Annotated in this window: 14 protein-coding genes; 1 reads left to right on the top strand and 13 read right to left on the bottom strand. The window is 59.5% G+C overall.

Going from position 1 to position 11,630, the window contains the following annotated elements; all coding sequences use genetic code 11:
* Positions 1–66: 66 nt before the first annotated feature.
* From ABGT65_RS02400 to ftsY, 7 genes are all read right to left on the bottom strand, one after another.
* Positions 67–717, bottom strand: coding sequence for an HD domain-containing protein (locus ABGT65_RS02400; RefSeq protein ID WP_346699594.1), 651 nt, complete (start codon positions 715–717; stop codon positions 67–69).
* 133 nt (positions 718–850) lie between these two features.
* Positions 851–2,398: a ribonuclease Y gene (rny, locus tag ABGT65_RS02395; RefSeq protein ID WP_346699593.1), complete on the bottom strand. Its 1,548-nt coding sequence runs from the start codon at positions 2,396–2,398 to the stop codon at positions 851–853.
* A 320-nt stretch (positions 2,399–2,718) separates the two neighbouring features.
* Complete coding sequence (locus ABGT65_RS02390) at positions 2,719–2,916, bottom strand: hypothetical protein (protein WP_346699592.1); 198 nt, start codon at positions 2,914–2,916, stop codon at positions 2,719–2,721.
* A 47-nt stretch (positions 2,917–2,963) separates the two neighbouring features.
* On the bottom strand, positions 2,964–3,266 hold the full coding sequence (locus tag ABGT65_RS02385) for a cell division protein ZapA (RefSeq protein WP_346699591.1): 303 nt from the start codon (positions 3,264–3,266) through the stop codon (positions 2,964–2,966).
* A 53-nt stretch (positions 3,267–3,319) separates the two neighbouring features.
* Positions 3,320–3,643 (bottom strand): hypothetical protein, encoded by a 324-nt coding sequence (locus tag ABGT65_RS02380; protein WP_346699590.1) that lies wholly within the window; start codon positions 3,641–3,643, stop codon positions 3,320–3,322.
* A 60-nt stretch (positions 3,644–3,703) separates the two neighbouring features.
* On the bottom strand, positions 3,704–5,002 hold the full coding sequence (gene rimO / locus ABGT65_RS02375) for a 30S ribosomal protein S12 methylthiotransferase RimO (RefSeq protein ID WP_346699589.1): 1,299 nt from the start codon (positions 5,000–5,002) through the stop codon (positions 3,704–3,706).
* On the bottom strand, positions 4,989–5,990 hold the full coding sequence (ftsY, locus tag ABGT65_RS02370) for a signal recognition particle-docking protein FtsY (protein WP_346699588.1): 1,002 nt from the start codon (positions 5,988–5,990) through the stop codon (positions 4,989–4,991). Before ftsY ends, rimO begins: the two co-directional genes overlap by 14 nt.
* A gap of 82 nt (positions 5,991–6,072) precedes the next feature.
* Here ftsY and ABGT65_RS02365 point away from each other — a divergent pair, with 82 nt between their 5' ends.
* Positions 6,073–6,951 (top strand): hypothetical protein, encoded by an 879-nt coding sequence (locus tag ABGT65_RS02365; RefSeq protein ID WP_346699587.1) that lies wholly within the window; start codon positions 6,073–6,075, stop codon positions 6,949–6,951.
* Between the two features lie 160 nt (positions 6,952–7,111).
* On the opposite strand, the gene ABGT65_RS02360 is transcribed toward ABGT65_RS02365, so the two are convergent.
* From ABGT65_RS02360 to ABGT65_RS02335, 6 genes are all read right to left on the bottom strand, one after another.
* Entirely contained in the window at positions 7,112–8,347 is a 1,236-nt protein-coding gene (locus ABGT65_RS02360) for a glycosyltransferase family 4 protein (protein ID WP_346699586.1), read from the bottom strand.
* A gap of 5 nt (positions 8,348–8,352) precedes the next feature.
* Positions 8,353–9,546 (bottom strand): glycosyltransferase, encoded by a 1,194-nt coding sequence (locus ABGT65_RS02355; RefSeq protein WP_346699585.1) that lies wholly within the window; start codon positions 9,544–9,546, stop codon positions 8,353–8,355.
* Between the two features lie 143 nt (positions 9,547–9,689).
* Positions 9,690–9,848 (bottom strand): DUF4295 domain-containing protein, encoded by a 159-nt coding sequence (locus ABGT65_RS02350; RefSeq protein ID WP_346699584.1) that lies wholly within the window; start codon positions 9,846–9,848, stop codon positions 9,690–9,692.
* Positions 9,849–9,861: 13 nt separating this feature from the next.
* Positions 9,862–10,044 carry a 50S ribosomal protein L33 gene (gene rpmG, locus ABGT65_RS02345; RefSeq protein ID WP_346699583.1) on the bottom strand — a complete coding sequence of 61 codons (183 nt, stop codon included), beginning with the start codon at positions 10,042–10,044 and terminating at the stop codon, positions 9,862–9,864.
* Positions 10,045–10,055: 11 nt separating this feature from the next.
* Entirely contained in the window at positions 10,056–10,289 is a 234-nt protein-coding gene (gene rpmB / locus ABGT65_RS02340; protein ID WP_346699582.1) for a 50S ribosomal protein L28, read from the bottom strand.
* Between the two features lie 98 nt (positions 10,290–10,387).
* The gene (locus ABGT65_RS02335) at positions 10,388–11,629 is read right to left on the bottom strand and encodes a competence/damage-inducible protein A (RefSeq protein ID WP_346699581.1); all 1,242 of its coding nucleotides are present in this window, start codon (positions 11,627–11,629) and stop codon (positions 10,388–10,390) included.
* Position 11,630: the final 1 nt, after the last annotated feature.

Here is an 11,630-nt window from a genome sequence, read left to right as displayed (position 1 = left end):
CGAATTTTTTGGCTCTTGTCCAAAAGGAATTTTGGCATCGTCGTTTTGTCCTCCGCTTCTCGAAGTTCAGCCGATATTTTCGATGTTTTCCCGGTCGAAAGCCTCGTCGAAGAGTCTCCGGATCCGTTGCGGTTCTCGGATGATTTGCCGCAGCTCCTCGAGGCGCCGGGCATTCTCCGACTCTTCGATCCATAACTGCAGGTAGCCCCCTTCGGCGTATTTTTGCTGCAGGTGCTCCATGCAGCGGGCATAGTGCCCTTCGCGGTCGAGGGTGGGGTAGTGGGCCAGTCCGTACTGGACCGTGCGGCGGATGATCGTCTCGGGGTCGATCATCCGGTCCGCTTCGGCGACGATTCTTCCGTAGATGGAGCGCGGGGCGTGTTTTGCCGAGGCGCGGTGGTCCTCCACGGCCTCGCGCATCGTATCGATCTGCTCCTCCGAGAACCAGCGGCGCAGTGTGCGGTCTGCGGCGAGAATACGTCCGGCATCGAGGTGGTGGTTTTCGCGTCCGTTGACCAGTCCGGTATCGTGGTAGGCTGCAATCGCATAGACCATATCGGCATCGACGTCGTAAGCCTCGGCAAGTTCGAGGCTTCGGCGGATCACCGTGCGGGCGTGTTCCTCGTCGTGTGCGCGGTCGAATTCCCGGTAGCGGGGGAGGATTCGTTGTTCGATGTAGCTTGTGAGTTCGGGGTTCAGCGGTTGTGCGTTTTTCATGGCGTTTGCGGTGCGGTATGGGGTCCTACCCGGGGGCATCCTTTATGAAAAATCCTCCGGAGGTTTCCGAAGGATTCTTCAAGCGGGGGAATCGCGGTTTCACCCCCCCCCGTTTGGATTCGCCTCTCCGGTCCTACTTGGCGTAGGCCACGGCGCGGGTTTCGCGGATGACGGTGATCTTCACCTGTCCGGGGTAGGTCATCTCGTCCTGGATCTTCTTGGCAATATCGTGCGAGAGCCCTTCGGATTCCTGATCCGAGAGTTTGTCGGCCCCGACGATGACGCGCAGCTCGCGTCCGGCCTGGATGGCGTAGGTCTTCACGACGCCGGGGTAGGAGAGTGCGATGTCCTCCATCTCCTTGAGACGCTTGATGTAGCTCTCGACCACCTCGCGGCGTGCTCCCGGGCGTGCGCCGGAGATGGCGTCGCAGACCTGGATGATCGGCGCGATGAGCGATGTCATCTCCACCTCGTCGTGGTGGGCGCCGATGGCGTTGCAGACTTCGGCCTTCTCCTTGTACTTTTCGGCGAGTTTCATGCCGATGATGGCGTGCGGGAGTTCGGGCTCGTCGTCGGGCACCTTGCCGATGTCGTGCAGGAGCCCGGCACGACGTGCGATCTTGGGGTTGAGGCCCAGTTCGGCCGCCATGATCCCTGCGAGATTTGCGGTTTCGCGTGCGTGCTGGAGCAGGTTCTGGCCGTAGGACGAACGGTATTTCATCTTACCGATGAGCCGGATCATTTCGGGATGGAGCCCGTGGATTCCGAGGTCGATGGCAGTGCGCTTCCCGACCTCGACGATCTCCTCCTCGATCTGCTTCTGGACCTTTGCCACGACCTCCTCGATGCGTGCTGGGTGGATGCGGCCGTCGGTGACGAGCTGGTGGAGTGCGAGTCGTGCGATTTCGCGGCGCACGGGGTCGAATCCCGAGAGGATGATCGCCTCGGGGGTATCGTCGACGATGATCTCGATGCCGGTTGCGGCCTCCAGGGCCCGGATGTTGCGTCCTTCGCGTCCGATGATGCGGCCCTTTACCTCGTCGCTCTCGATGTTGAAGACCGTGACGGCATTCTCGATGGCTGTTTCGGTTGCGACACGCTGGATCGAGGCTACGATGATTCGTTTGGCCTCTTTCGTGGCGGTCATCTTGGCCTCCTCGATGGTTTCGTTGATATAGGCGGCGGCTTCGGTCTTGGCCTCGGCCTTCATGTTCTCCATGAGGATGTTCTTGGCCTCCTCGGCGCTCATTCCGGAGATCTGTTCGAGGCGGACGTTCTGTTCGCGTCGCACCTGGTCGATCTCCTCCTTCTTGTGCTCGATGAGCTGCATCTGGTTCTGCATCTGCTCCTTGAGCCGGTCGTTTTCCCTGAGCCTGTTTTCCAGGTCGCGCTCCTTGTTCTGGAGGTTCTGTTCGAGCTGTTTGACGCGTTGTTCGCTTTGTGCGAGTTTCTGATTTCGTTCGTTGACCTGTCGGTCGTGTTCGCTTTTCAGTTGGATAAACTTCTCCTTGGCCTGAAGGATTCTCTCCTTCTTGATCATCTCGGCTTCGGCTTCGGCCTCCTTGAGTGCAGTTTCGCGTCGTTTGCGGATGGTATTCTTGACCACGAAGTTGATAACGACGGCGTAAACTACGACGGCAACCACCGCGGAGATACATGCTGCCAAAATGGTGATATACATTGTACTTTACGTGTTTTTAATTGTTAAACAGGTGTTTAGAGTGTTCAAATAAAAAAACCGCATAGTCTTCCTTATTCTTGTTTGACGAATCTGCAGATCAGTCATGTGTGGGGGCTCCGACAATCGCAATCTTCCAACGGTGCGCCGTAACGCACTCCCCGGGTTGCGGGTACTGGGCCTGATTTTGAAGCATCGCAAGTTACCCCAATTTAAAAAGTGTTCAGTTTCGCAAAGCTTTAAGGAATCTATGCGGGTAGATTCTGACGTATGTATAAGAACGCAGTTTGTTTCGGAACAGTCCGGTGTTTTCGGCACCTGAGCTATCTTGTCGTCGGGCTTCCGGATTTCGGCACCTTCGGCCTTCGGTTTCCTTTTCGTAACAGTTCCCTTTCCCCTCTTTTTCGCTTCCTTCTCTCCTTCTCTCCTTCTCTCCTTCTCCTTCCCCACCTCTCTCTCCTCTCGTTCGCTCTTCCTCTTCTCGCCTCTCCCTCTCGCCTCTTCCTCTCCTTGTCTCTCACACTCCGCTCACTTTTTATGCGCGGGTTTCAATTGCCCCTCCCACCTTTCAGGGTTTCAGGGTGTTGAGGTATGAGTCTATTTCGGTGCCGATTTTTTCCAGTTTGTTGAGGTCTTCGTTGTCGACCTCCCTGCTCTGCCGCATGGCGACATTTGCAATTGCGAATTTCAGGGCTGCCATTGCGAGATAATCCTGATCTCCCCAGCCTTTGATATTCTGTTGTTTTATCAGCACGAGATAGCTGTTAACCTCCCGTTCAGCCAGTCGATAGACCTCTTCTTTTCCGCTTTCGATATTGAATGGATAGCTTTTACCTGCTATCTTGAGGGTTATCGCCTGTTTTTTCGACATTTTCTTTTTTTTCGTTTACATCGACCGTCACATCCAGCATCCTGTCGGAACCGTCATTCCGGGGCGTTGTCGGTTTCGGGGTTTACCGACGTCTGTCCCAGCAAAGCGATGCACTTGTCTACCTCCCGCATCAGCCGGTTAACACGTGCTCTTGCCTTTTCGCGGTTGGTTCCGCTTCCCGCGAGCCCTTCCGCGAGTTGCATCCGGGCCACTTCGGCCTCCAGCTCCCTGATCCGTTCTTCGAGCATCCGTTTTTCGGAGCGCCAGGCGTCCCGTTGTGCGGCGAGATCGTCACAGATCTTCGACAGCCTTTTGTGGTCGTCAATCAACTGCCTGACACGGGCTTCGATGTTCGTTATCACACTTTTTTCGGCCATCGGTTTCGGAAAGGTCCGTTTCGCTTTTCAAAGGTAGGGAAAAAAGGAGAAAAAAACAAATTATTTTGCAACGGGTTCCCCGTAGAGGTCGTAATCTTCGGCCTGTACTACCTTTATGTCGTAAAAATGTCCTTTTCGGAGCCTTTTCCCGTCGGCCGGGACGAGAATCTCCTGATCGACTTCCGGCGAGTCGTATTGCGTGCGTCCGACATACCAGTCGCCCTGCCGGGAATCGATCAGCACGCGCTCGATGCGTCCCACACGGCGTCGGTTGTTTTCGAGCGATATTTCGTTCTGCAGGGCCATGATGCGGTCCACGCGCTGCTGCTTGATCTCCTCGGGAACGTCGTCGCGGAGTTCGCGGGCGGAATAGGTCCCCTCCTCCTCGGAGTAGGGGAATACGCCGAGCCGCTCGAAGCGCACCTCGCGCACGAAGTCGAGCAGCTCCTCGAAATCGGTCTCGGTCTCCCCGGGGTAGCCGACCAGCAGGGTGGTGCGCAGGGCCAGGTCGGGAATCGCCGTGCGCAGACGCCGGATCAGCTCCAGCGCCTCGGCCTTGGTGTGGCGGCGCAACATGGCCGTGAGCTGGGCGTCGGAGATGTGCTGGAAGGGGATGTCGAGGTACTTGCAGATCCTGGGTTCGGAGGCCATCACCTCGATGAGCTCTTCGGGGAATGCCGCCGGATAGGCGTAGTGGAGGCGGATCCACTCGATCCCGTCGATGCGGCACAGGCGGCGCAGCAACTCGGCAATCCGCCGCTTCCCGTAAAGGTCGAGCCCGTAGTATGTGGTGTCCTGGGCGATGACGATCAACTCGCGGACGCCCTGCGCGGCCAGTTTGCGGGCCTCCTCCTCCAGCACCTCCATGGGCACCGAGACGTGCGGCCCGCGGATGAGCGGAATGGCACAGTAGCCGCACTTCCAGTTGCAGCCCTCGGAGATCTTCAGGTAGGCGTAGTGCTTCGGGGTCGTGAGGTGGCGTTCGGTGGCGAGTGCCGGGTCTTCGGCAGCCCCGAGGGCCCGGACAATGCCGTCCCAGGTGCGGGCTCCGAAGTATTCGTCGACCTCGGGAATTTCGGTGCGCAGCTCGTCGGCGTAGCGCTCCGAGAGACATCCGATGACGAACAGATGTTCGATCTTCCCGGCCTTCTTGGCCTCGGCGGCACGGAGGATCATCTCGACGGACTCCTGCTTGGCGTCGCCGATGAACCCGCAGGTGTTGATGACGACCACCTTGGCATCGGTGCGGTCGCTGTCGAAACGGACTTCGTATCCGGCCGCCGCCAACCGGGCCATGAGGTGCTCGCTGTCGACGGTGTTTTTCGAGCAGCCGAGCGTGATGACGTTAATTTTTTTCATCTCCGAACAGGGCGTTTACGAATTCCCGGCGGTCGAAGATGCGCAGCTGGTCGATCCCCTCGCCGATGCCGATGTAGCGCACCGGAATGTGGAACTGGTCGCTGATGCCGATCACCACGCCGCCCTTGGCCGTGCCGTCGAGCTTGGTGATCGTGAGCGAGGTGACCTGCGTGGCCTGGGTGAACTGGCGGGCCTGCTCGAAGGCGTTCTGGCCGGTCGAGCCGTCCAGCACGAGCATCACCTCGTGGGGCGCCCCGGGGATCACCTTCGACATGACGTTGCGGATCTTCGTCAACTCGTTCATCAGGTTGATCTTGTTGTGCAGGCGCCCGGCGGTGTCGATCAGTACGACATCGGCCCCGTTGGCCTTGGCCGAGGTGAGCGTGTCGAAGGCCACGGAGGCGGGGTCGGAGCCCATCTGCTGGCGGATCATCGTGGCCCCGGCACGGTCGGCCCAGACCTGCAGCTGGTCGATCGCCGCGGCGCGGAACGTATCGGCGGCTCCGATCCAGACCTTCCGCCCGGCCTTCGTGAGCTGTGCGGCGAGTTTCCCGATCGTGGTGGTCTTCCCGGCTCCGTTCACGCCGACGACCATCACCACGTAGGGTTCGCCCTCGCGGGCGTCGAGCCCGAAATGTTCGGCCGATCCGTGGGCCTGTTCGAGCAGGTCGGCGATCTCCTCGCGCAGAATCGACTGCAGCTCGGAGGTATTCATGTATTTGTCGTGGGCCACGCGCTCCTCGATGCGGCGGATGATTTTCACGGTGGTCTCGACCCCGACGTCCGAGGTGATGAGCACCTCCTCCAGATCATCGAGTACGTCGGCGTCGACCGTGGAGCGTCCGGCAACGGCGCGGGCGAGTTTCGAGAAGAGCCCGGTTTTGGTCTTCTCCAGCCCGGCGCTCAGCTCCTGCCGCTGTTGTTGGGTCTGCTCCTCGGAGACGGGTGTCTCCTGCTGTTTTTTGCGGAAAATATCGAAAAAAGCCATGTTCGAAAAATTTATCTCGGGACAAAGATAACAAGAATGTTTGGAAAAGCGTTATCTTTGCGACAAACCCTTTTGCGAGAAGATGAAAAGAAGTTTACTGTTGCTGCTTGCAGCCATTTGCGGGGTCTTCACGGCCGCCGCTCAGGATTTGATCGTCAAGACCGACTCGACGAAGGTCGAAGCCAAGGTGATCGAGATCACCCCGGAGAACGTGCGTTACAAGCGCTTTTCCAATCCGGAGGGCCCGACCTACGTGCTTCCCGTGGTCGAGATCCACTATATCCGCTACGCCAACGGCGAGACGGAATACTATACGCGCAGCGTTCCGGCGATGCCGCTCACCCCGGCAACCCCGGCAACCCCGGAGGCTTCGGAGGCGATGTCGCAGACTCCCGGCGGACAGTACGTGCTCAAGGAGTACGAGATCGGGGAGCTTTACGACCGGGACGGCGTGAAGGGCGTCGTGTGCCAGCTTTCGGAGGACAAGCGCCACGGGCTGGTGATTTCGCTGGATGAAATCTACCTTCACTGGAGCGAGTTCCGCAAACCGGACCTGCGGGTCGTTGGGGCCGACAACCGTACCGACGGCCGGGACAACATGGAGAAGGTGGCGCGCTATATCGAGGCGAACGGCCTTTCGTGGGATGATTTCCCGGCCTTCAAGTGGTGCCGCGACAAGGGCGAGGGCTGGTACCTCCCGGCGATCGACGAGCTGCTGACCATCGGCCACAACTACAACGGCGGCACGCGGATGCGCAACGACCGTCAGGCCCGGAACAGGTTCAACGAGGCACTGAAGGATGCCGGCGGCGAGCGGATGGACCGGATGGTCTACTACTTCTCCTCGACGGAACTGGACGAGAAGAGTGCCCAGACTTCGCATATGAATATCGAACCGCCCTACGTGGTCGAGATTCCGAAATACAACAAGTTCCTCGTGCGGGCCGTGCACCGGTTCTGATACGGGGGCGGGCAAAGGAAAAGGCGGATCGACTGTCGATCCGCCTTTTTTCGGTCCGTTCTCGGGATGGGGCTCCGCGGCGTCCGGCCTGTTGCTCCGTTCAGTTTCCTGCTGTTCCGCCGGCCGCTGTCCGGGGCTGCCCCCCCCCTCTCAAAAAAACTTAGAGGCTCTCGATAAGTGCCCGGAGTTTGGGAATGACGACCTCCCAGCCGTAATGCTCGCGGACGTAGACCGGCCCCTTCTCGCCCATCCGGCGGCGAAGCGCTTCGTCGGAGAGCAACCGATGGAGTTTTCTCCGAAAATCGCGCCCGGAATCGTACCAGAGCGCCGCGCCGCTGAGCTTGCAATGGTCCTTCATCACCTCGCACTTCCCGTTCACCAGCATCGGAATGCGGTTGTGCAGGGCTTCGAGCAGCAGCAGCGACAGACTCTCCATCCTCGACGGGTTGACCATCACCGTGGCATGACGGATGATCGTGCTCTTCTCCGCCTCGCTGACGGCTCCCGTGGCGATCACGGCCGGGTGTTCGGGGATGTGCAGGGACTTCAACGTGCCGGGCCCGACGAGTACCAGCCGGATGTCGTCCCCGTACTTTTTCCGGTACCGGATGAACTCGGGCACCACGTTGCCGACCTTCTCCGAGTGGAGCCGCCCGACATAGAGCACATAGCGCTCGGGCAACCCGAACTTTTCACGCACGGAATCCCACGGAAGGGACTCCGCCGTCTCGATCCCGACCCCGACGATCGAACTCGGCGCCATGTGCCGGCCGAAGATGCGCCGGCAGAGGCGCTGCTCGGAGACCGTGTTGAAGGCGATGTGGGCCACTCGGGTGAAGATGTGCGAGTAGGTGCTGTAATAGAGCGGTTTCTCGGGGTGTGCCGTCGGGATGAGGATGCACTTCTCCGGGGCGGAGAGCGCCGTAAAGATCGTGGTGGAGAAGTAGTAGCAGATCGGCAGGATGGCCGCATACTCCTGCTTGTGCGTGCGGACGAATTCTGCCAGGGAGGGGGCATACTCCTCGTAGGTCATAAAGAAGTTGTGTTCTGCTTCGAGGTTCCACGTCCAGACGGGGTGTATCGAGGCCAGCGGAGCCAAAAGCCCGGCCTGATCGAGCCGGTACCGCACTCTTCGGGCCCGACACCCGGGTTTCCGCCGTTGACGATATTGCTCGTGACGGGATTCGCACTGGAACCGACGCACGAGAATTCCGTTTTCGAGGCTCTCCCCGGCCGGGAAATCCTGTTCCGGACATCCGGGATACCGGATTGTCGTGGTGAGCACCTCGACCTGATAGTAGGGGGCCAGGTGTTCGGCCAGCATCCGGCAATGGGCTTCGGTCCCGCCGAAGATCCCCTCTCCGTAACGGAAGATGGTAAACGCGATTTTTTTCATCTCGATTATAGTTTTTCGAACAGGCGAAGCCACTCTTGCCCGATGGTCTGCGGGTCGTAGCGCTTCGCGGCGAGGAGCGCCTGCTGGCGGAGCCGTTCTTGTGCCTCCGGATCGTCGAGCAGGTCGTTGAGCCGGTCGGCATACTTGCGCAGGCTGAATGCCGGAACGGTGATTCCGGCCTGGCCGTTGCAGGCGATCTCCCGAATCCCGGCATAGGAGTCGAACGAAACGGGAATCACCCCGTACTGCTGGCCTTCCATGAGGCTCATGGGAAGTCCTTCGAAGTTGGAGGTCAGGCAGATGACCGACGCAGCGCGGTAGATGGCGGGCATGTCGTCCCGGTATCCGAGAAATTGGACGTTGGCGAGCCCGTAGCGGGCGGCATCGCGTTCGAGCCGTTCGCGCTCCTCGCCCTCTCCGACGATCTGCAACTGCCAGTCGGGATGCCGGGGCTCTACCCGCCGCCAGATCTTCAGCAGCCGGTCGACCCGTTTGTGGGTGTGGACCAGCCGTCCGACGTAAAGCACCCGCTTCTGTTTCCCGGTTTCCGGGCCGGGCAGTGCCGGGGTCAGCGGATTGAGGATGGCCGCAGTCTTTCCCTGTATGATCTCCGGGCCGTATCTCGCAGTCAGGGCGGCATCGAAATCGCGGCGGTATTCGTCGCAGAGCAGCACGCATTTGTCGACGGAGCGCAGCAGCCGGGCATAATCCTTTGTAACCCGTTTCTTCAGTTTCGGAGTCAGCCAGTAGACGGGCCTGCGGAGCAGGAGGTATTCGATCCGGCGGGCCAGGGTCGGATTGGCGATCTGGGACGGCTTCTGCTCGCGGAGAAACTGAATCTCCCAGAAAGGTTTGTTATGCAGACAGAAGATGACCTTGCAGGAGGTGGCCTGGCGAATCGCGGCACTCGGGAACTCCATGACACCCTGCACGATGATGACGTCGACCTTTTCCTGCCGGATCGATTCGATCAGGAACTCCTTGTTGGCGTTGGCTTTGCAGCCTCCGGGCGCGGACAGGGGGCGTAGTTCGAGGGTCTCCGTGTCCAGGGCCCGGAGTTTTTCGCGGATGAGCTCTCCGGTGTAGAGGAGCACCCGGAACCCGGCTTCCCGGAAAAACCGGGCCAGGTTGAACGTCACGACCTCGCCGCCTCCATATGGATAGCGCCAGTTGAAAAAGGCGATGGTTCTGATAGACATGGATTTTTCTTTCAAAGGTATGAATTTCGTACGGAATCACCAAATCCGCGGGGATAAAGCGGGGCGCTGGGGGGGGGTAGAAACACAAAGGGCATCTTTCGAAAGATGCCCTTTGTATTTAAGAGACGGACTCTTAAAATACGTTATTTCTTCTCGTCGAAGAAATCCTTCACCAGGTCGTTTGCAATAACGCCTTCCTTGAACATGTATGCTCCGGTTTTGTCCGACTTGACCATCTTGATGCACTTGGTGAACTGCTTGCCGGTACCGGTTTTCAGCGTTGCGACTACTTTCTTTGCCATAGGTCTGTTCTAACTATTTGATTTCACGGTGTACGGTTACACGCTTCAGGAACGGGTTGTACTTTCTGCGTTCGAGACGTTCGGGCGTGTTCTTCTTGTTTTTGGTGGTGATGTAACGGGACATTCCTGCCACGCCGCTCTCTTTCTGCTCGGTGCATTCGAGGATGACCTGCACTCTGTTGCCTTTCTTTGCCATGGATTAGGATTTTAGTAGAGATTTTTGGGAGCAACGGCTTCGCGCAGTGCGACAGCGAGCCCTTTCTTGTTGATGGTTTTCATGCCGGCGGCCGACACCTTGAGGGTGATCCAGCGGCCTTCCTGCTCGGACCAGAAACGCTTCGTCTTCAGATTGGGGCTGAATTTGCGTTTGGTCTTGTGGTGGGAGTGGGAAACGTTGTTGCCCACAACGGCCACCTTGCCTGTGATTTCGCAAACTTTCATGGTTGTTGATGTTTTTGTTAAAGCCTCTTTAGGGCCTGCAAATATACAACCTTTTCGTCAAAACGCAAAAGCGCCCGGCTTTTTTTCGTATCGGGTTCCTATTTTCCCTGGAGGGCGTCGCGGAGCAGGGCGATGGCGAAGGCGCTTGCGCGGTCGATGACCTGGCTGCGGTCGGCGCCGCACTGTTTGCACAGGGCGATTGTTTGGCGGGGTGTGGCGACGGCGATCCAGACGGTTCCGACGGGCTTTTCGGGGCTTCCGCCCGTGGGCCCGGCGATTCCGGAGGTCGCGACGGCGTAGTCGGCGCGGGCGACGCGGCGTACGCCTTCGGCCATCTGTCGGACGACCTGCTCGCTCACGGCACCGTAGCGGGCGATGTCGTCGGCATCGACACCCAGGATGTCGGCTTTCGCCTCGTTGCTGTAGGCGACCACGCCGCAGCGGAAGTAGGCCGAGGCCCCGGGCATGGCGGTGAAGCGCGCGGCGATGACGCCTCCCGTGCAGCTTTCGGCCGTGGCGAGGGTCAGCCCGCGTTCGGTGAGGATGCCGTGGACGAGCTCCTGGATCGAGGCGGTTTCGAATCCGATGAAGTATTCGGGGATGAGTTTGCGCAGGGCTTCGAACTGGCGGTCGATCTCCCGGGCGACGCTTTCGCCCTCGACCTCGTAGGCCGAGAGGCGCAGGCGCACGGCTCCCGGGTTGGGCAGATAGGCCAGCTTGAGGTAGGGCGGGAGGGCGTTCTCCCAGTTTTCGATGCGTTTGGCGAGCATCGATTCGGCCAGCCCCGCGGTGATCATCGTGCGGTGGACGATCTGCCGCAGCGAGAAGTGGGCCTTGAGCCGGGGCATGACCTCGTCCTGCATGAGGTGCTCCATCTCGTAGGGAACCCCGGGCAGCGAGACGACGACATGCCCGTCGCGTTCGAACCACATGCCGGGAGCGGTGCCGTAGGCGTTGAAGAGCACGGTGCAGCATGCCGGGACGAGGGCCTGCGAGCGGTTCAGGTCGTTGAATTCGATGCCGCGTGCCGTGAGCATCTTCTCGACGTGTGCGGCGACCGTCTCGTCGTAGCGCATCTCGCTGTGGAAGAGCTCCGCAAGGGTCTTTTTGGTGATGTCGTCTTTCGTGGGGCCGAGTCCGCCGGTAATGACCGTCACCTGGGCGTTCTCCATGGACCGCGTGACGGTTTCGACGATCTGCGAACGGTCGTCGCCGATGGAGATCTTCTCGCGGACGACGATGCCCGCCGAATTGAGGTGCTTGGCAATGGATACCGAATTGGTGTCCACGATCTGGCCGATGAGGATCTCATCGCCGATGGTAATGATCGATGCTTTCATG

The organism is uncultured Alistipes sp. (assembly GCF_963931675.1).
Lineage (GTDB): Bacteria > Bacteroidota > Bacteroidia > Bacteroidales > Rikenellaceae > Alistipes.
This window is presented reverse-complemented; position numbering and strand designations above follow the sequence as displayed.